Source organism: Stieleria bergensis, from assembly GCA_007745635.1.
Taxonomy (GTDB): Bacteria; Planctomycetota; Planctomycetia; order Pirellulales; family Pirellulaceae; genus Stieleria; species Stieleria bergensis.
Genome location: CP036272.1, coordinates 509,869 through 530,248, shown reverse-complemented (window position 1 = coordinate 530,248; position 20,380 = coordinate 509,869). Strand labels below are relative to the sequence as shown.

Here is a 20,380-nt window from a genome sequence, read left to right as displayed (position 1 = left end):
CCACCGCTGCGGGGAAATTGCCAGCATTCAATCTCTCCGCTACGATAGACCGTCGCTGGCGATGGTGCCGCATTAGAACGCTTTTTGTACAAAGGACTGCCAAATGGCCAGAACTCGAATTCCTCTCGATCACACCTGGGAAAACAAACAGCAACAAGAAAAGTTGCTCCAGGAACCGATCGCCAGCCTGGAACTAGGCGTCCGCACGATCAATGCCTTGGAAGAGGACGGGATTTTGTACGTCCACGAACTTGTTGGCAGGACTCGCAAGAGTCTGCTACGAATCACCAACTTTGGTGAAACCACCGTGGTTCAGGTGGAAAAAGTCCTCAAGGGGCACGGCCTGACACTCAGAGACTAGCCAACAGGCTGCATCATCGGTGGGCTCAGAAACTGCCGAACCACCACTCTCAGCGCGGAAATCCAATCCCGCGGCGGATGACTTTGCCGAAGAAGTCGCTGATACTGCGGATTCGGACTGCTTTTCTGAATCGCAGCTGGGGATTTTGAGTCTGCCGGGCGATCGCCAGCGTTCGAAGACCAGTGTCTACTTGGACCTGAGATTGATCGCTTCCAAACCGTTCATTGCGGTGCGATTAGCCTCAAAACAGGCTGCAAGAGACTCTGATTTCCGGCCAACCACCAAACTGAGTCGATTCCTGACTCTGGAATTGCTGAAACCAAAATCAATTCCCAGTAGAATAGTGGTTGCCCCTCACTTGCCAGCCCAGCTGCCAGATCTCTGGCAACTCCGTCCGGCCGAGGCAATCAGACGTGACACTCACTGACGTGCACTTCTCTTATCCACCCAACGTCAAATCGATCGCCGCCACTGCCCAGCAGCCTCGCCTGCTTGGGTTCAGCGACAACGAAGACAACATCCCAGCTTGTCGACTTGACGATACCGAACATTGCGCGGGGAGCGTTTCCGTGTCAGATCATTTCATCATCTCCAATGGCAAGATGCTTTTCCAAACCAACCAACAGGGTTTGGAGCAGGCTGCCAAGTATGGCTTCTACTGTCCCTCGCAGCAGAACCGCGTGCTGGTCACCGATGGGGATTCCTCTTTCGAAATCCCACGTCAAGACTTGGACGAGGCACTGCTGGAAGGATTCACGGTGGTCACCGATGGCTCCGAATCCCCAGCCGCGATGGTCTCCAAGTACCGCCAAGCGGAGCTTATCGAAGAACGCAAACGCGCGGAGCTAGAGGCTCGACTTGCCGAGGCTTCCGGTTTGAGCAAGCCGTTCATTGCCGCCAATCTCTGGTGGCACAATCGAGGCAACCAATTTGGCAAAGGCGCCCGCACCAGCGCCATCAGCATTGCCTTGCACCTTGCGGTTGCCTTGCTGCTTTCGAGCATCTTGTTCCTCGATGACACCATCGAAAACCCGGGGTTCATCACTGTTGACAGCCCCGTGAGCGATCCGATCGAAGAAATCGTCATCGAACCGGTCGAAGTGGAGATGAACGAGGAGGTTGAAGAGGTCGTCGAAGAAACCAGCGAGCCGATGGAAGTGATCTCGGAAGTCACCGAGCAGTTTGTGTCCGTCGATGTGATGCCATCAACCGATGGTCTGCTGGCCGCACCCGAATCATCCAGCGGCAGCGAGGGTGACGGCAAAGACATGACACCAACCAAGAACAAACTCAAGTTCTTCAACGCCCAAACAGAAGCCATTGACTTCGTGTTTGTCATCGACAATTCAAACAGTATGACCAGGGGTCGGTTTGAAACAGCGTTAAACGAACTGGTCAAGGCCGTCAGCAAACTCAATCGCAAACAAAAGTTCTATGTCATTTTTTACAGTGACACGGCTTACCCGCTGTTCTATCCGTATCCGGCGAGGTCATTGATCCCAGCAACCGATCGCAACAAACAGTTGCTCGCCCAATGGGTTCAGACCGTTCCACTGTGTCTGCGAACCGATGGCAAAGAAGCCTTGAACCTTGGTTTCAGCCTCAAGCCTGATATCATGTTTGTGCTGGGCGATGGAGCTTTCACCGACAAAGCCTCTCAGTTCTTTGTTGCCAATCCCAACAAAGAGGTCGTTGTGCATACCTTAGGGATGGAAGTCAGCGGACAGAACGCCAAGCAATTCGAACAGCTTGCCAAGAAACACCGTGGCACCTACCAAGATGTTGGCGTCCATCCTCAAGCCGCTTTGATCGCCAAGAAATTCCCCCGCCCCCGAAACAACAAGCGAAACGGAATCTGGGGCATCAAGCTTGGCAACAAGAAAAAATAAACTCCTTTTCCGATCCTCCTCCGCAATCCTTTAACACTTCCTCGCTGGCGGCAGCCGAACAACCTGCACGTTCAGTGAATGAAAGTGGGCGTCCGGGCAACACGCTGGAATTCGCTCTCCTCCTTCAAGCTGCGCATGACTTCGCCTTCCCACGTCAACTCGAATGATCCATCAAGCAACTGGAAACAGCGAGCCAAGCCGGTTGATGCTCGCCCAGCTGCCAACGCCAGCATTCCCGAGCACTGGGAATCGGTCGACATCAAAGACATTCCTGATCAGCAACCCTCTCCCCAAGGCGGCTTCAAACGCCTGCTGGCAAAGATCAGCTGGGTTGAATGGTCTGCTTTGATCGTGATCTTGGCGGTCATCATCGCTGCCCTCACTTCGAAGTCCTTGGCCCAGCGTAAGATTCAGGAAATCGCCGATGCCGCGGCACGGGCACAGGCCGAAAATCCTGAATCCGTTGACCAGCAGTTCGGTGCAGGCACCTTCGCCGAACTGGGAACCGCGTCCAGCTCCGGCATGGCTGGCTCTGAACCCGCATTGCCCTCTGGAAAAGAGGTGGCCAATAACGTCGTCAGTGGGACCGGCGGCGAATCCTTCGCGCTCGGTGAATCTGGCTCCGTCGATTTCGCTGCCAGCTCCTTGCCGAAACCAGGCTCCTTGCCGAAACCAGGCTCGTTGCCCAAGCCAGGCTCGTTGCCCAAGCCAGGCTCAGCCGGCAAGGGGATCAACGCGGTCGTTCCCGCGCCGCCCATTGGACAGATCCGCGCGTTGAATCGCCCAGCCACGCCACCGGCTAAACAGCCCACGCCGCGTGCGGCTCTTGAAATCCCCACCCCGGGAAAGGCTCCGTTTCAATTTAGCCGCATCTATGAAACGGCGTACGACACGATGCAAAAGTACAACGCCGCAAAAAAGAACCCCTCGCCGGAAAGCGACGAGTTGCTGTTGACGGCGATCACTCAGTTTCGCCAATGCCTGATGCGACCGGCTGAAGAAATACCGGACAACTATCGGGGACAGATCCTTTTCACACTGGCTTCACTGCTGAACGATGCTGGCCATCCTTACCAAGCGATGGTGTATGTGCAAACCATTCTCGGCCTGAAAGAAGCCGACATGAAAACCAAGCATGCCGCTGGATCTTTGGGATTTGGCGTTATGCAAAACGCCCACACTAGGCACTTCGGACGACCGGAACGAGGCGGCGAATTGAAACGCATGACAGAACTCTGCGACCTGATCGCTCAGCAAGCCAAAGGACACCCCCAACTGCCTACCATGCGTTATGCCACGGCGCAGCGTTTGGACCAGGCAACCTGGCATGTCAGAGCCGCAAAAGTGTATTCGCGCATCCCCAAGACCGCACCGCTGTACGCACAAGCACAACTCGCCGCCGGACGAGCGTTTTGGAGCGAAGCGGCATTGCGTGAATCAACCAATCAGACCACACAGGTCCCCGAAATCATCAGCTGCGCCGAACGCTCGTTGCGAACCGCAGTGGCTGCGTACCAGGAAAAGTCCGAAACCAGTGAAACCCTGCTGGCGGGCAAAATGACCTTGGCTCAGATTTACTTGCGTCGCGATCAGGCCGACAAAGCCATCGAGTTATTGGACACCAAGACCGGATTGCTGAAAGACATCGCCGACGGAACAAAGATGTCCGAAGCCTTCGTCACTGCGGTGCAAGAAATGCTGCTCTCGGCTTATCACAGCAGCGGACAACTGAATGAGGTTCAAGCCACGCTGGCTGAACTTGAAAAGCAATACGGTCCAGAAGCGACGAAAAAACTCGCCAGCCGCTACAAGAGCTTAGCCAGCAACCTGACCACATCGCTGCAATCAGCTCCGATCGTTACTCTGACCGATGCCAAGAACCTTGATCGCATCCTGCAAGAGTCGCTTCAATCCAGTGGTGATCGCCCCTCGGTGCAGGCGTTGCTGCGAACCGCCGAGGCATGGCTGCCGCTGCTTAGCAAAGCAGAAGATGAAGCCTGCCGAAACTTCATGTTCAGTCAAGCCGACCAAGCGCTCGGGCAAGCGCTGAAGGACAAGTCACTCTCTGAAGGCGAACTGCTTAGCCTGCAACTAAAACGCATCGACCTTGCCATCAATACAGGAAACACCACCGAGGCGTTGGGTTCGATTGGCAAACTCTTGCAAGACAATCCAAACATCATTCAACTGCAACTCATCGCCGCTAAACTCCTGACGGACACGGCGCGAAAGAATCAAACCTTTGCGGATTGGTCCAAAGCCATCAATGGCATCCCCGATCAATCCATTTGGGGCTGGGGACGCCTGAATCAGTCACTCACGCGTTTACATTTAGACAGCGACGATCCAGACCGCTACTTCGAACGCATGATGCAATCAGCGGTCAGCCTAAATGAATGTCGCTTGGTCGCAGCTGGAAAAGCCAACGACTCGCAAACCCAACAGAAACTGGTCAATGATGCCCGCAAACATGTCAAGCAATTGACCAGCACGCTCTCCCGAGAAGGCAACCCCTTTGCGCCCGAACTCAAGTTACTGCAAGAACGATTGCAGTGATCGCAGTTGCCCGACGGGGAAATGGCTTCCTCGTTCGCTCACTCGCATTCTTGAGCCTGCAACATCCAGAGATGCTTTTCGAGGTCTGCAGAGATGCCAATGCAAAGGTCTTCACCGATCGGATCCAGGTCTCCTAACGCAGCGATCGCGAAGCGCAGCACGTCGATGGTGCACTTGACGGCATCGGACGTCAACTGAATCGTGGCCTCGCCACCTTGAAAGCCCTCTGGAAATGCTGCCAACTTACTGTCGCCGGCCACCGTCGCGGCACGTCCATCGGGCGACACGCCAAGCTGCACCAAACGCTCGGCGATCGAATCGCTGGCTTCCTGTACCGTGTCAACAATCTCGTCAAGCTGCTCGTGAATCGGATGAAAGTGCTTGCCCACGACGTTCCAGTGGGCCTGTTTGAGCACCAGGGCAAGATCGACCAACGTTGACAACGCAGGCGACAAAACACTGGCACAGCCGTCGGTTGCTTGCTGATCAAGAATGCTGCGTTTAAAGGGCGACGTCATTAGGGGACACTCCTCGGGGAACGATCAATTTAAGGAACAGACTGGTCATCACCTGCTAGCCATCATGGACCGGCAAGCGATGGAGCTCGTTGAAGGTTCTCAACGAGCTGGCTGCCCAACGCAGGCTGCCAAACGCAGGCCGCCCGTTTCCGGGTAGCCGCTGTTCGATTCCTGTGGGCGATCTCTCGTTGGGCCACAGGTGTTTTCATTGGGATGCATCTAGCTCACCACGGTCCGCCCGCCAGCAGGATTGCAGTCCTGGCAACGAAACTTGACCGGCATCCATCGCATCGGCGGGCACAGAATCAGACGCTTCAACACAATTCGCATGATCGAATGTGACTTGGCGCATGCTTTGCATCATCAGTGTTGTCGCAATGCGGGTTATCCCGATTCCGTCAGGCAATGGCGGCCTAATGACCGGGCACTGGCGGACTGATAACCAGATGCTGGCGGCAAAACCGCTGTATCGGACTGGATCTTTCGCCCCAACAGCGCGACAATCCGCCCACGCAGCGAGACCATTCGCACACCTCTGATTCCACACAATTATCCTCTAGGGTCAACGATGACCGTTTCTCCGATCCGTATTCTGCTTGTTGAAGACGAAGACGATTTCCGCGAGACCTCCGCGCGTTGGATGACTCGCAAGGGCCACCACGTGCTGACAGCAGCCAATGGCGCTGAGGCTCAGGAGTTACTGCGAGAGCACAGCTGCGACGTTGCCGTCTTTGATTTGAATCTGCCCGGCATGAGTGGCATTGAGTTACTGCAACGGGTTCGCCAAGACAAAATCGACATGGAAGTGATCATGTTGACGGGCCAAGGCACCATCGAATCGGCCGTGACAGCCATGAAATTGGGCGCCTGTGACTTCCTGACCAAGCCTTGTTCGCTGGGCGATTTAGAACACCACTGCGCGTTGGCAAGAGACCGTGGGAAACTGCGACGGGAGAATTCGCAGCTCAAAGCCATCATCTCACGTTCCCGGCCAACTGTGGAAATCGTTCATCAAAGCGAGCCTATGAAACAGGTCGTCAAGATGGTTCAAAAAGTCGCTCCAACCGACAAACCCGTCTTGATTCAGGGTGAGAGCGGAACCGGCAAAGAAGTCGTGGCACGAGCGATTCAACAGCACGGCAGTCTTGCTGACAAACCGTTTGTCACGATCAACTGCGCGGCGTTGCCGGAACAACTTGTCGAGAGCGAATTGTTCGGGCATCAAAAGGGGTCATTCACTGGTGCCACCGCCGACAAGCCCGGCTTGTTTGAAATCGCAGATGGCGGCACGCTGTTCATTGATGAAATTGGCGAGCTGCCACCGGCGCTGCAGCCGAAACTGCTGCGCGTGCTAGAAGACGGTTCGATGCGGAGGATCGGATCGCATAAAGAACAGGTTGTCAACGTGCGGATCATTGCCGCGACCAACCGCGACTTATCCAAGGAAGTCCAAGCGGGTCGGTTTCGAGAAGACCTCTACTACCGCATCAATGTTTTGACGTTGACGCTACCGCCTCTGCGTGAGCGCCACGGGGACCTGGATCTGTTGATTGATCATTTCCTGCCAGTGCCTTGGCATGTGGATGCCGCCGTCCGTCAAGCGCTCAATCAGTACTCTTGGCCGGGCAATGTCAGGCAACTGATCAATGTGGTGCAGCGAGCAACGATCCTCTCTGACGGCAATGACATCACGATGGATGATTTACCTCGTGAAATTGTTGACTTCGCTGACTCGGGTTCAGGTGGCACCGGTTCAACCGGCAGTGGCGGCGATCAACGCACCAGAGCCGGTCGTTCGTTGCGACTGGATGATGTCGCCAAATCGCATGTTCTGCATGTCCTGGAAAGCAATAAGGGAAACAAAGCCCAAACCGCTCGCGTGCTAGGAATTCACCGACGTAAACTGTATCGACTGCTGGAACGGTTTGCACAAAGCGATTCGCCTGAGCAAGACTCCGAGAGCCAACAAGAAGCCATCGTGGACTAGCCAGACAATCCCCACACACGCCAGCGTCAAAACCGATCAGGAACACAACACGCTAACACAGATCGTCGAGCCATGGCCGAGAAAGCTCCCACCCGAGAACAACTAGAGCGCCGGCACACACGTTCCAAGATTGCAGCGTGGCTCAATCGCCCGCGACACAGCGGTTACCTGTCTGACTTTGTCTATGGTGGCATTGATGGTGCCGTGACAACCTTTGCTGTGGTCTCCGGATCTGCGGGCGCCGGTCTATCGGCTGAGATCATCATCATTTTGGGATTTGCAAATCTGATCGGCGACGGCTTCAGCATGGCCGCAGGAAACTTCCTGGGCACTCGGGTCGACCAGCAAATCCAACATCGCATTCGCCAATCCGAAGGTCACGAAATCGATGTTTACCCGGAAGGGGAGCGTGAGGAGATCAGGCAGATCTTTGCCGCCAAGGGATTCTCGGGCGATGACCTTGAGCGAGCCGTTGAGATCATTACATCCAATCGCGAACGCTGGATTGAGACCATGCTGGTCGAAGAACACGGCTTGTCGATTGATAGCCGCAGCCCTCTGAAAGCCGCCGGGATGACGATGTTTGCCTTCGTCCTGATCGGCTTGATTCCGTTGCTGCCGTTTGTCGCAAGCGTAGCGCAATTGAGCCCAACGAACACGTCGTTTCAGCTGAGCACACTGTTCGCGGGAGTGGCCTTCTTTAGCGTGGGAGCCATCAAGTCACGTTTTGTCCAGCAACGGTGGCACTGGGCAGGCTTGGAAACCTTAGTCGTCGGCGGAGTGGCCGCGGCCCTGGCGTACCTGGTGGGCATCTACCTGGGACACCTGATCTCTTAACCCTAGCTTCTGGCTCGATCAGCCGTCCACGGTGGCATCGCCGGTGATCCGATCTTTGTACATGGCCAACCGCCCCAGGACGTCATCGACTTCACGCTGACCGACACTGTGATCCTCCAGAACGTCTGCAAACAGAGAACAGAACTTCGCGAAATGCGTGCTCTTGATGCCACGATGAGCATGAATCGCCGTCAGCTCTGCTCCCGAGTATTCAACGGGACCTCCAAAGGCGGATGCCATGAAGTGAAACTGCATGTTCCGCAATCGCTCCAAGGAAACCTCGGCAAAGAACGGTGCGAGTTCCGCGTCCTTTAAGACACGCAGGTAAAAGTCGTCCAAAATCGCTTTCAGACTGCTCGCGCCGCCCAAACGCTCAAACAAGGCTCGTGAATCATCGCTCATCGTGCAATCTCAGGCATGTAGAATCTCGGGCATCCAGTAATCAATGCTGCCTACGTTTTAACATGCAACGAGTCCGTTGTCAGCAATGATCCCTGCCCGGATCGAGCGTTGGCTAGCAAACCGTCATTATCGACAGCGAACGTCGCTGATGACCGTTTCTGCCACGCACATCAGCCCCACCGATGCCTAAGAATGCCTGGGCAACCCTTCGAGCAGAATCCGTCAAATTCCCAAGCTTTGATTACCATTCGGCACGCGCGCTGCAACAGTCACTCTGTAGACAACGTGCTAACATGCCTGAAACGCTGACGATCTTGACGCAGTGGCAAATTGTTCCGCCTAGGAATTTTTTTCCGCCACAAGCCTCAACGGAAAGACGCAATCATCGGCCAAGCAATACAGCTGCAACCACAGGTCTGTGGTGACACAACGGGTGACAACGCACTGCCTGTGACACCTTGACACATCCACTTTCCGTGCCCAGCATTACGGCTTCATCTGAAGGGAGCGACCGAGATGTTATCAATTAAAAAAATACTTGTCAGTGCTGAGGGCGAGCATTCCATCGCCGCAATCAATCGTGGCTTTGCCGTTGCAAAACGAGCAAAGGCAAAAGTCACTTTGATGAATGTCATTAAACCAATCCCATCGAGCCTGAGCTGGTGGACCGATGCGGCCAGCCCCGCTGAGATCCAAGATCTGCTGATTCAAGATCACGAGGCCAAGCTAAGGCACCAGATCATTGAGCATGGCGGAGATCCCGATGAGCATGAAGTGATCGTCAAGGTCGGCGACACGGCCGGTCTGCTGGCACGCGAAGTCGTTGAACATGACTATGACTTTGTCATCCGCTCAGGCACCGCTGGCAAAGAACGCAACTACCTGGACAGTGTCAGCCAATCGCTGATGCGGAATTGTCCATGCCCTGTCTGGATCATGAAGCCAGAAATCTTTGGCTCCTTCGATCGCGTGATGGTTGCCGTGGACGTGGAAGCCGGTGACAAAACCCACCAGTCGCTCAATCAAGAAATCCTCGAGTACGCCGCTGCGATCGCCGCCAACGACGATGCAGAACTCCACGTGGTCTGCGTTTGGGACATCTGGATGGAAGCGGCCCTCAGGCGGCGGAGCGGAGACCAAGAAGTCGATGAGATGCGAGCCAAGCATGCGGCGGACGCCAAAGCGAAACTGGAAAGTTTGGTCAAAGAACATGTTGACCCGGAAGTTCCCGTCATCCTCCATGTGGCTAACGGGACACCTGCCCCTCAAATCCTGGGGCTGGTTGAACACGTCCACGCAGATCTGCTCGTGATGGGCACGGTTTGCAGAACGGGAGTCGCTGGGTTCCTGATTGGCAACACTGCCGTCACTCTGCTTACCCAAGTCCCCTGCTCTGTGCTAGCTGCCAAACCCGAGGGATTTGTCTCCCCGATTCAGGCATCCTCACCGTGAAAATCGAGCTATGCTTGAGAGGTCACGCATGCGTGTTACAACGAGAAAGCCATGTAACATTAAGATGCATAGTTTTGTGGATTGACGCGGTTCAGGCGATATTTCCGGCGACGGTGAACCAGCATCGCGATACGATAGAGGGTACTGAAACACGATTCGATCATCATTGTCTGACCGATTGATGATTTTTGCGCCCAGTAAACAGGAGGGACCATCTAATGAGCGTCGACCTAAGCACCAATTACGGTGGCCTCCAACTCGCCTCGCCGATTGTTGTTGGTGCGAACCCGCTGACAAGTCGCGAAGCAATGCGACTGGCCATGGCTAACGCTGGCGCTGGCGCCCTGGTGTTGCCGTCTCTCTTTGAAGACGAAACGGTGCGTTGGTTTGAAGACTTAGGCATCGAGTTTAGCGTCTACGACCTGGCGGCTTCCAACAACAGTTCATCCAGCAGTGTGGCCAGCATCGAACACGACAGCGCGTTAATCTGCACCGACACACAAAGCTACTTGGACTTGATTGACCAAGCGGCATCGCGTTCGCCGATCCCAGTGATCGCCAGCCTGGGTGGCACACATGGGGAAAACTGGCCCGAAGCGGCCTGCCTGATCGAACAAGCTGGCGCTCAGGGCATTGAGCTGAACTTTAACTGGGCCGCCTGCTCCTTGAAACAAAGCGGCGAACAGATCGAACAGGCGATCATTGAAACCTGCCAACGTGTTCGCGCTTCCACCTCGCTCCCCTTGTTTGTCAAACTTCAGCGAGACTACACCAACATCGTCAACATGGCCGAACAGATCAGCCACTGCTGCGACGGCTTGGTGATGTTTGGCTATGGTCCAGAAGTCGACATCACTCTGGACGATTGCAAAATGCGAATCCACTGGGGCGGCGGTAACTCTGGGAGCACTCGACGATCCCTGGGACGAATCCTACGCGTGCGTGCAGCGCTGCCTCAGTTAGACATCGCTGCCAACGGTGGGATCTCCGAGGGTCAAGCGGTGATCAAAAGTTTGATCGCGGGCGCAACGGTCACAATGATGGCTTCAGCACTGTACCGGAACGGCCCTGATGTGATTCGCCAGACGCTCGACAGCCTGCGTCACTTTATGTCTCAACATCAATTGACCAATCTTGATCAGCTTCGTCAGATGAGCCCGTTGAAGCAGGAAATCAAAGCCCCCCCGGAGCCTCTTCCCGCGACGGTGATGCCACCGCAAGAAGGTCCATTACCTGGAACTCCCCCCGGTGCCTCACCCTCAAACGCTCCCTGGTGCCACAGCGACCGTTACGGACATGTACAATAGAGATTGAATCCTTTCTGTTAGCCACGGCGGTCGATGTGCTCGGCACTTGACTGCGTTACAGATCGGATGGTCGGCCACGCCCCTCTCGACTGCAACCGTCTGCACATGCCCAGCCCTGCAAACAACTCACTCTCTGATTCCCAGCTCCAGCAGTATCACGATGCTGGCTTCCTGCTGCAGCGCAATCTCTTCGATGCCGAAGAGATTGGCTTTCTGCGACAAGCCGCCAAACAAGATCGCCAGCTCGACCAGCATGCGTTTGGCCGCAATGACGGCGAAGGTGGCTCAATCCGGCTTTCCCTATGGAATCATCCCGGCCACGGTATCTACGGTGCTTTTGCGCGCTGCCACCGGATCGTTGACACCGCCAGCGCGTTGCTCCGTGACGAACCGTATCACTACCATAGCAAGATGATCATGAAGGACGCCAAAGTCGGTGGCGCCTGGGCCTGGCATCAAGACTATGGCTACTGGTACGCGAATGCTGTCCTGACCCCTAATCTTGTCAGCGCCTTCATCGCCGTTGATCCTGCGACCAAACAGAATGGTTGCTTGCAAGTCATTGAAGGCTCGCATCACTGCGGGCGAATCAATCATCAACTCACCGGTGATCAAGCCGGCGCGGATCCGCAACGAGTCGCTGCAATTGCTGAACGCATGCCCTTGAAATTCATCGAGATGGAGCCTGGCGATGTGCTGTTCTTCCACAGCAATCTTTTGCATCGCAGCGATCAGAACCGATCCGACCACCCGCGTTGGTCAATGATCTGTTGCTACAATGCGAAATCCAATGACCCTTATGAAGCGTCACATCATCCGAACTACACACCGCTGAATGTTCTAGCTGACGATCAGATCAAACAGATTGGCCAGCAACAGACCAGCGATGACCATGACTCACTGTCCTTCCTGGACCCCAACCACGACGCGAGCGCCCGTTCGCTGGATGATGTCAATCGGTGAGCGCTCACGCAATCCCCAAGCCTGCGAGTTGTCCTCGGACATCGTTCTTCGTGTTTAGTTCTTAGTGTTTCGTCAGCGAGTCTCTGGCTGCATTCCTGATTCTGAATCGCAAGGTTTTCAAGAGCGTCCTGAAATCACCGCTGATGAACGGCGCGCTGGCTGGCAGATACCAAAACTTGTTCTTTTCAGTGATGATCAACAGGCCGCGTGTCGTGCGAGCAACGTTCAAGTCTGCAACGCCGTAAGCAAATGAACCTTGCATGCTTTGCACATGCAATTGATTGCCGTCCAGAGACAACGCAATCGAGGCTCCTGGCACCATTCCCACTTGTTCCATGTAGGATCGAGCGTCCCGGCGCACGCGGACGGTCACTGCTTGGTAACTGACAATCGCGACCGCCATCACCATCAGCTCTCTGATCGCGATCATCAGCAATGGGCTCTCAGCATGGGCGAATTGCAGTTTGGCCGGAATCCAGGCCCAATCGACCATCGACAGAACTGCGAAGGCAATCATCAGAACTGAGACCAAGCCGATTCTTCCGCCGCTGCGATGCAAGCAGAAGTACGCCTGAGCGTTGCTGAGCTGTGATTCGTTCATAACATACTCGACAGCGATCTCAGCATCACTCTCGCTAGCGCTTTGCAAATCACTTCGCGGAGCTCGATAGGGATTAATCTCATCTGGCATGGCAATCGGTCGTCAACGTCATGAGGGAATGGATCAGCAGTTTACGGTACAAGCGATACCTTTGGATCAATCATCACGACAGGCGCAATCCCACCTGCTCTGTTAAATCATTGGCAGGTAGCCCGTTGCAGGGAGGCATTAAAAAATCCCTCAAAAATGTCCGCGTTGTGTTCATTGACACCGCCGTTATCCGACCTTTGCCAATCCATGACGTAGCCTTGCAAGGGGCAGATGGTGAGTGAGAGGCTTTGGAAGTCTAGGATTTTAACGTGAAGTCACACCATCGCCTGCACCCGTTCCTTTTCTGACCTCTTTGGCAACCGGATTCACCGTCTTGATGATTGATCACCCCCATTCAATCGAGCCGCAGATTCACTGCAATGAACTCAAGAAACTGTACGACGACTACCTCGCGGTAGACGGGGTCAGTTTCGATTTGGCGTCAGGAAACATTGGCGGATTGGTCGGCCCCAACGGGGCTGGGAAGACCACCACGATGCGTTGCCTGGCAGGGCTGATTCCGGCCACCTCGGGCCAGCTTCAAATTGCCGGTTGTGAACTCTCCGACGGTAACCCAGCCAACGTGATTGAGCTGAAGCGTCGTTTGGCTTATGTACCAGATGATCCGCCGCTGTTTGACGACCTGACCGTCGCCCAGCACTTAGAATTCATTGGGCGGATCTATGATGTGCCTGACCATCGACGCAAAGCGAACGAGCTACTGGATTATTTTCAGTTAGCCAGTAAAGCCAACGCAGGTGCAACCACTTTGTCGCGCGGCATGCGGCAGAAACTGGCCATTAGTTGCGCCTACTTATTCGACCCAGCCGTCTTGCTGTTGGACGAACCGATGACAGGTCTTGATCCGCCGGGAATTCGTCGGCTACTGGAATCCATTCAAGTCCGCGCGAATGCTGGCACCACCATCATTATCTCCAGCCACTTGCTGGCCATGATCGAAGACATCTGCACACACTTGCTTGTGATGGATGACGGCAAGCTGCAGTACTTTGGACAAGTCGAAGAGCTTTGGAATCGGTTTCCCAACGCGAAGTCGCTGGAGCAAGCCTATTTTGAAGCCACTTCCAAGGATGCCACTGCTTGGGAGATCACTGCACAGGAGACGACTGTTCAGGCGAGTGCACCTCTCACGGCGGCATCGACAAGTGACTCGCTGCCGGCGACTCCGATCTGTTAGCGAGTCTTCACCGAACCACACAGCCACGACACTCATCATGACCTCGTGCGCATGAACCATCCGAGTGACACAATGGGCGCTGGTGACAGTGACCTGCCTTGCCTTTCATACTTATCCTGGCAACGATGAACCTCTTGAACCGTCATCTGATTTGGCTCACCTTTCGCCGCACATGGTTCCGCATGGCGCGGACGATTAGTCGTGTGCAATCGCCTCGTCGCGTCACCGCCTCACTGCTGGCGATGATATTCATCGGCATCTATATCGTCAATGGCGTTTACATGATGAGCCAACGCGACGGAGGCGACCCAGAATCTCTGCGCATGTGGCTTTCCGGCGGCATGGTGCTGTATTTGATTTACCATGCGACGCGCTGTGCTTGGACACGCAAGCAAGCCGACATGGAATACACCGAAGCCGAGCAGCTATGGCTTGGTGGCGCACCGATCTCCCGAGCAACGTTTGCGTCATACAAAGTGATCGGGATGATGATTTCGGCCTTGCTGAAGACGGCATTGATTATGGTCGCCTTGGCGCCGGACGTTTCCTATCTGGGCTTGCTAGGCATTGGAGTGTTTGCAGCGATTACGTTGCTCGAAACCACGCGTATGATTTGGGCGCGAATCATCACCGGGCTTTCTCAGCGGCATCACATTGCTGTCAAGACGGCGATGACTGCGATCGGTTCGGCAACGTTGATTGCATTGCTGACACAGATCTGGTTGATCACCCCGCACGGATCGCCTCCACCGCAATATGCCATGAACGTGTTCCCTGCCCTTGGTGCTGTCGCGACGAGCAGCGTGATTCAGTGGATGTCGCTCGCATGGCAACCCGCTGCTTGCCTGGCGACCACGATCACGTTGACCTCATGGAGCGCCCTGCAAGCGATGGCAGCCATCACCACCGTACCGATCGCAATCTTCGTTCTGGTAAGGGTGGACCAGTGGTCCGCAGATACAAAACTCGCAAACGAAAAACAGCGATTGCAAGAAGGCAACTACCGCATTCCCACATCCGCAGACACGCTGTGCGATGCCTTGCCCGTGACCGGTCAATTGATGCACCGGATTGAGCGGTTTGTCCCGCAGCAGTTTCAGGACTCAGTTGCATTATTGTGGCGGCAAGCGTTATCGATTCGTCGCTACAGCGGCACCATTGCCTTTAGTTTTCTGGTCCCAACCTTCCTTTGCCTCTCGCCGCTTTTGACTGGCAGGGTGAACAATCAATGGATCTTTATCATTGGCGGGATTGCCATGTGCACCATGATGCTGGCCCCACCGGCGCTAAGACTGGACTTTCGCAGAGACCTGAAACGAGTGTTACTGCTGCGTGGGCTACCGGTGCGTCCGATCGAGGCGGTTCTGGGGCAACTCACGCTGCCTATCTTGATCACCATCTGCTTTCAGTGGATCACGCTGGCGATCGCGGCGCTGATTCTTCATCCTGGTTGGGAACAGTTCATTGGCTGGGGTGGCATGCTGGCAGCACTGGCCGTGTTCACCTTTGCACTAGAGAATTCAGTGTTCTTGGTCTATCCACACCATGAGAACGCCCAAGGGTTTGCGATGGTGGTCCGTGCCAACATCATGTTCCTGGGGAAGATTCTGGTGATCGCCACCACCATTGCTGCATTGCTCGCCTGGGTGTCGATCTGCCGATCGCTGTGGGGTTCGGAGGTTTCTTCGTCGGTCTATTTATTGGGTGCGATCACTGGCACTTGGGCGGCGGCCATCGCAGCGCTCATGATCACGGCCAGCTGCTGGCAGCGTTTCGATCTAGCGACCGACCTGCCACCCGAATGACCAACTGGGAACCGAGCACAAATGCCTGCGGTGGAGGCACGAACAAGCCACAGCGCAATGACACTGCCACAGCCATCGAACACAGAACCGCGCCAGCCCCATCTCACAGGGACAGTCCCCTGCAATTTGGAACAGTGATCCACGCTAGCAAGAATTTCCCACGGGGACTGTCCCCAGCGGATCAGGACAGTTACCCCTGCTAGCAAAACACATCTCACGGGGGACTGTCCCCAGCGGATCAGGACCGTGACCCCTGCTAACACATCTAACGGGGACTGTCCCCGGCGGACCTTTCTCACGGGGACTGTCCCCAGCGGATCAGGACCGTGATCCCTGCTAACATATCTAACGGGGACTGTCCCCAGCGGATCAGGACAGTTACCCCTGCTAGCAAAACACATCTCACGGGGGACTGTCCCCAGCGGATCAGGACCGTGACCCCTGCTAACACATCTAACGGGGACTGTCCCCGGCGGACCTTTCTCACGGGGACTGTCCCCAGCGGAGCAGGACCGTGATCCCTGCTAGCAAAATTTACCCCACGGGGACTGTCCCCAGCCGGAACGGTGTTTCTTGCTAGCAAAACACATCTCACAGGGACTGTCCCCGGCGGATCAGGGCGGCGACCCCTGCTAGCAAAAGATTTCTCACGGGGATTGTCCCCGGACGGAACGGTGTTTCTTGCTAGCAAAACACATCCCACAGGGGACTGTCCCCGGCGGAGCAGGACCGTGATCCCTGCTAGCAAAATTTATCCCACGGGGACAGTCCCCAGCCGGAACGGTGTTTTTTGCTAGCAAAACACATCTCACAGGGACTGTCCCCGGCGGATTAGGACCGTGATCCATGCTAGCAAAACATTTCTCACGGGGGACTGTCCCCAGCGGATCAGGGCGGTGATCCCTGCTAGCAAAACACATCTCACGAGGGACTGTCCCCAGCGGATCAGGACCGTGACCCCTGCTAGCAAAACATTTCCCACGGGGACTGTCCCCGGCGGATCAGGACGGTTACCCCTGCTAGCAAAACACATCTCACGGGGGACTGTCCCCAGCGGATCAGGACCGTGACCCCTGCTAACATATCTAACGGGGACTGTCCCCGGCGGATCAGGACCGTGATCCCTGCTAGCAAAATTTATCCCACGGGGACTGACCCCAGCGGATCAGGGGACATCTCACGGGGACTGTCCCCAGCGGATCAGTCCCCATCGGATCAGGACGATGTTTCTTGCTAGCAAAACACATCTCACGGGGACTGTCCCCGGCGGATCAGGGGACATCCCACGGGGACTGTCCCCAGCCGGAACGGTGTTTCTTGCTAGCAAAAACCTATCTCACAGGGGACTGTCCCCGGCGAATCCGGGGACTGTCCCCGGCGGATCGTCCCCGGCGGATCGTGATCCCTGCTAGCAAAACATTTCTCACGGGGACTGTCCCCGGCGGATTAATCGGTCCCTGGCGGATTAATCGGTCCCCGGCGGATTAATGGCACTGCGGGCGTCACCCGCAACGAGAACCTGCTAACCCCTGCGAGGTTAAGCTTTCGGATCCCTACTGGGGACAGTGAGGCTTGTTTTCGAAATGAAGCCCGGAAGATGGTTGAACGCCAAACTGGCTCTTGCGACTAAAAGAAATCCGGTCGCACGACGAGCTCAATGCGACGATTGGCTGCCCGACCTGCTGGCGTCTCGTTCGAACCTACCGGCCGAGCAATGCCTTCACTCTTGACCGAAAACTGCGCCGCCGGCATGTTGGCTCGCCGCGTCAATGCATCCAAAATTGCCGACGCTTGTGCGGATGCCAATTGATGACTGACCGCCGGACCGCCCATCGCTGCCGGCGTGCTGTCTGTATGCCCTTCGATATCGATGCGTTGCTTTGGAAACACCGTACGCAACTGAGCAGCAACAGGCGCCAACATCTGATCCGCACGTGGCAACATTCGCGCTGTATTGGGCTCAAATAACTGGTCGCTTGGTAGCACAATCCGAACGCTTCCTCCATCCTGCTGAACCACCAATGGATTGAGCTGCAAACGTGCGGCCGAAGCGGCCAAATTCGTGTTGGGCTGAATACTCGCCCCGCCACGCTGCTGAACAGAAGCCTGCAAGGTCCGCGCTTGGCTCTGGAAGTTCTGCGCCAACGCATTGGCTTCATCTAAACGCTGAACGGTCAGATTCAACTCTTCTTTTGTCTTCTGCAACTGAGCCGCATTCAGATCGCGCTGCGTGATCAGGTTGGCAACCTCCATGTGCAGATCTTTGTTGTTGCGATCCAGTTCGTTGACGCGGCGCGAGAGCTCGGCAACCTGAGCGTTATTGCCAGCGGCAACCGGAACCCCACCAATCGTCTGCGCAGGAACGCCGGGTCCACCGGGCAAATACGGGGTCTGATGACAACCCAAGGCAGGCAAACCAACCACACCGAAGGCAACCCAAACCGCCAAGCGTTGCGTTCTCGTAAAGGGATTTGTTGTGGTCATATCCATACTCTGTTCTTGATTGAACGCCCAATTTCCATGCGATTTAGCGGAGTTTCACGTCGCTACTGTTTAGACATATAGCCCCAATAGGCCTGCGGCAAGATCAATCCGAACGGAAAATCAACGCTGAGGGTTCGGCGCATGACGCGATTGGCTTGTTCCCTTGCGATGACGCGACTAGCAAAACCCCGCCCCACGGAATAGTTTGCCTAGCCCACACCAGCGAATGCGTTGATCCCATTCGACTCCAGGCCCAGAAATCGACCAGCCGACGCTGCCTCACTAGGCGTTATCGCATCGGAAACCATGACTCTGGAAACCGAGCGACTGGGAAACGGTACATTAGTAAGCCCAGCTTCTTCCCCATTGCTCTCCTCTCCACCACTTCCAATCATGGCAAAAAAGATTTGCTTGGCCGGCGCATTGCTCTTCATCCCTCTCGCCCTGCTAGCCTGGAATCGCAGTGCGGAGGGACCGGATGATGCGGTCACCCAACTGCGCAAACGCCAGCAACAGGCCCAGCTTGATCGCGGCCCCATGAAAACCGATGAGGAAAAGATCTCGATCCTGATGGACCAACTCGCCAAGGCCGGCAAAGTCCAACCCTTGCCGTCTGACTTGAAAGCCGATTCAATCTCCGATGCCTATTGGTTGATCACGCGTCCCCAGCAAAAACACGGAGTGGAGATCCCATTTCCCCCCAACCGTCGCCCCCGCTCCCCGCAGGACCTGGAATCCGCCAACGGCGAATTGAAAACCACGAACTCCGCCCCAACAACCCAGCAAGCGGGCTCCGCCACGCATTCGTTTGTCGGCCCGGACGCCTGTGCCGAGTGCCACCGAGACAATCACAACACCTTCATTCACACGGCACACTACTTGACCAGTCGGCCAGCAACCAAGGCCGGCATTGCAGGCTCATTCGAACCCGGCAAGAACAAGCTCCTGACCAGCAATCCCAACCTGGACTTCACCATGGTCTGCCGCGAAGACCAGTGTGCCCAGCGGGTCCGCTACTACGACTGGCACTTCGAATTCCCCATCGACATCATCACGGGCAGCGGAAAACTGGGCCAGAGCTACTTGTACTGGGACGATGACAAACTCTTCCAAATGAACGTGTCATTCATTAGCGAAACCGGCCACTGGGCCAACAGCCCGGGATTTGTTGACGGAGACGCCGCCTATGCCAGACCGATCAAACGCCGCTGCCTCGAATGCCACACCACCTTCGCTGAGCATCGCGAAGAAAACAACCAGTACGACCCGCAATCGATTATCTATGGCGTGACCTGCGAACGTTGCCACGGCCCAGGAAAAGAACATGTGGAGTTCCATCGCAGCCAGCCAGCCACCAAAGAAGCCAAGCACATTGTGTTACCAATCTCATTGACCCGTGAGCAACAACTTGACATCTGCAGCCAATGCCACTCCGGAGCCACACCCGGCAAAACCGAGCCCTACCAGTTCCGTCCAGGCGATCGCGTCCAAGACTTCTACCATGCACCTCCGAGTGAACAATCCGGGACAGTCCACACCAGCAATCAACGCTCCAGGCTTTCGCTAAGTGCTTGCTTCCAGCAATCAGAAATGACCTGCGTTACCTGCCATGACCCACATCAATCTCAACGTAACAACGCCGCCTGGTTTACAAAACAATGCCTGCAGTGCCATCAGATACAGCATTGCGGATTTAGCGAAAAAGCTCACCCAGACCTCCTAACCGAGAACTGCATTGCCTGTCATATGCCGAAAAACAAAAGCAATGCAATCTGGATCTCGACAACCCAAGGCGCCATTTTCCCAGCTCTACAAGATCACTTCATTCGTGCGGACCCTGCGATCGCTGCCGAAATTTTGATGAGAAAACAGAAGCAAGTTAAACCGTGAACAACCGATAACGACTCTTGTCACGATTTCCATGACCCGC

Annotated in this window: 16 protein-coding genes; 12 read left to right on the top strand and 4 right to left on the bottom strand. The window is 55.5% G+C overall.

Features of this window, described 5'->3' with window-relative positions; translation table 11 throughout:
• Positions 1-103 precede the first annotated feature (103 nt).
• The 4 genes from SV7mr_RS01685 to SV7mr_RS01675 all read left to right on the top strand — a co-directional run bounded on the left by SV7mr_RS01685 (position 104) and on the right by SV7mr_RS01675 (position 4,806).
• Positions 104-361 (top strand): DNA-directed RNA polymerase subunit alpha C-terminal domain-containing protein, encoded by a 258-nt coding sequence (locus SV7mr_RS01685; protein ID WP_145268631.1) that lies wholly within the window; start codon positions 104-106, stop codon positions 359-361.
• 19 nt (positions 362-380) lie between these two features.
• Positions 381-788 (top strand): hypothetical protein, encoded by a 408-nt coding sequence (locus SV7mr_RS25005; protein WP_419187967.1) that lies wholly within the window; start codon positions 381-383, stop codon positions 786-788.
• The gene (locus SV7mr_RS01680) at positions 775-2,250 is read left to right on the top strand and encodes a vWA domain-containing protein (protein ID WP_145268630.1); all 1,476 of its coding nucleotides are present in this window, start codon (positions 775-777) and stop codon (positions 2,248-2,250) included. The genes SV7mr_RS25005 and SV7mr_RS01680 overlap by 14 nt, the downstream gene beginning before the upstream one ends.
• A gap of 135 nt (positions 2,251-2,385) precedes the next feature.
• Positions 2,386-4,806, top strand: a complete 2,421-nt coding sequence (locus SV7mr_RS01675) for a tetratricopeptide repeat protein (RefSeq protein WP_145268628.1) — start codon at positions 2,386-2,388, stop codon at positions 4,804-4,806.
• Positions 4,807-4,844: 38 nt separating this feature from the next.
• Here SV7mr_RS01675 and SV7mr_RS01670 read toward each other — a convergent pair whose 3' ends face one another.
• A complete protein-coding gene (locus SV7mr_RS01670) occupies positions 4,845-5,324 on the bottom strand; it encodes a Dps family protein (RefSeq protein ID WP_145268626.1) in 480 nt (159 codons plus the stop codon).
• A gap of 568 nt (positions 5,325-5,892) precedes the next feature.
• On the opposite strand from SV7mr_RS01670, the gene SV7mr_RS01665 reads away from it, so the two are divergent.
• The gene (locus SV7mr_RS01665) at positions 5,893-7,311 is read left to right on the top strand and encodes a sigma-54-dependent transcriptional regulator (RefSeq protein WP_145268624.1); all 1,419 of its coding nucleotides are present in this window, start codon (positions 5,893-5,895) and stop codon (positions 7,309-7,311) included.
• A 72-nt stretch (positions 7,312-7,383) separates the two neighbouring features.
• Complete coding sequence (locus SV7mr_RS01660) at positions 7,384-8,148, top strand: VIT1/CCC1 transporter family protein (RefSeq protein ID WP_145268622.1); 765 nt, start codon at positions 7,384-7,386, stop codon at positions 8,146-8,148.
• A gap of 18 nt (positions 8,149-8,166) precedes the next feature.
• Here the strand turns inward: SV7mr_RS01660 and SV7mr_RS01655 are convergent, their stop codons facing one another.
• Positions 8,167-8,550: a group I truncated hemoglobin gene (locus SV7mr_RS01655; protein WP_145268620.1), complete on the bottom strand. Its 384-nt coding sequence runs from the start codon at positions 8,548-8,550 to the stop codon at positions 8,167-8,169.
• A gap of 516 nt (positions 8,551-9,066) precedes the next feature.
• On the opposite strand from SV7mr_RS01655, the gene SV7mr_RS01650 reads away from it, so the two are divergent.
• From SV7mr_RS01650 to SV7mr_RS01640, 3 genes are all read left to right on the top strand, one after another.
• The gene (locus tag SV7mr_RS01650) at positions 9,067-10,002 is read left to right on the top strand and encodes a universal stress protein (protein ID WP_145268618.1); all 936 of its coding nucleotides are present in this window, start codon (positions 9,067-9,069) and stop codon (positions 10,000-10,002) included.
• A gap of 218 nt (positions 10,003-10,220) precedes the next feature.
• On the top strand, positions 10,221-11,309 hold the full coding sequence (locus SV7mr_RS01645; protein ID WP_145268616.1) for a beta/alpha barrel domain-containing protein: 1,089 nt from the start codon (positions 10,221-10,223) through the stop codon (positions 11,307-11,309).
• 105 nt (positions 11,310-11,414) lie between these two features.
• Entirely contained in the window at positions 11,415-12,272 is an 858-nt protein-coding gene (locus SV7mr_RS01640; protein ID WP_145268614.1) for a phytanoyl-CoA dioxygenase family protein, read from the top strand.
• Between the two features lie 61 nt (positions 12,273-12,333).
• Here the strand turns inward: SV7mr_RS01640 and SV7mr_RS01635 are convergent, their stop codons facing one another.
• Positions 12,334-12,963: a hypothetical protein gene (locus SV7mr_RS01635; protein WP_145268612.1), complete on the bottom strand. Its 630-nt coding sequence runs from the start codon at positions 12,961-12,963 to the stop codon at positions 12,334-12,336.
• A 337-nt stretch (positions 12,964-13,300) separates the two neighbouring features.
• Here SV7mr_RS01635 and SV7mr_RS01630 point away from each other — a divergent pair, with 337 nt between their 5' ends.
• Both SV7mr_RS01630 and SV7mr_RS01625 read left to right on the top strand, forming a co-directional pair.
• Positions 13,301-14,161 carry an ABC transporter ATP-binding protein gene (locus SV7mr_RS01630; RefSeq protein ID WP_145268610.1) on the top strand — a complete coding sequence of 287 codons (861 nt, stop codon included), beginning with the start codon at positions 13,301-13,303 and terminating at the stop codon, positions 14,159-14,161.
• A 125-nt stretch (positions 14,162-14,286) separates the two neighbouring features.
• A complete protein-coding gene (locus tag SV7mr_RS01625) occupies positions 14,287-15,966 on the top strand; it encodes a hypothetical protein (RefSeq protein ID WP_419187966.1) in 1,680 nt (559 codons plus the stop codon).
• A 1,626-nt stretch (positions 15,967-17,592) separates the two neighbouring features.
• On the opposite strand, the gene SV7mr_RS01620 is transcribed toward SV7mr_RS01625, so the two are convergent.
• Positions 17,593-18,450: an OmpA/MotB family protein gene (locus tag SV7mr_RS01620; RefSeq protein WP_419187965.1), complete on the bottom strand. Its 858-nt coding sequence runs from the start codon at positions 18,448-18,450 to the stop codon at positions 17,593-17,595.
• A 393-nt stretch (positions 18,451-18,843) separates the two neighbouring features.
• On the opposite strand from SV7mr_RS01620, the gene SV7mr_RS01615 reads away from it, so the two are divergent.
• Positions 18,844-20,340, top strand: a complete 1,497-nt coding sequence (locus SV7mr_RS01615; RefSeq protein WP_419187964.1) for a multiheme c-type cytochrome — start codon at positions 18,844-18,846, stop codon at positions 20,338-20,340.
• The last annotated feature ends 40 nt before the right edge of the window (positions 20,341-20,380 follow it).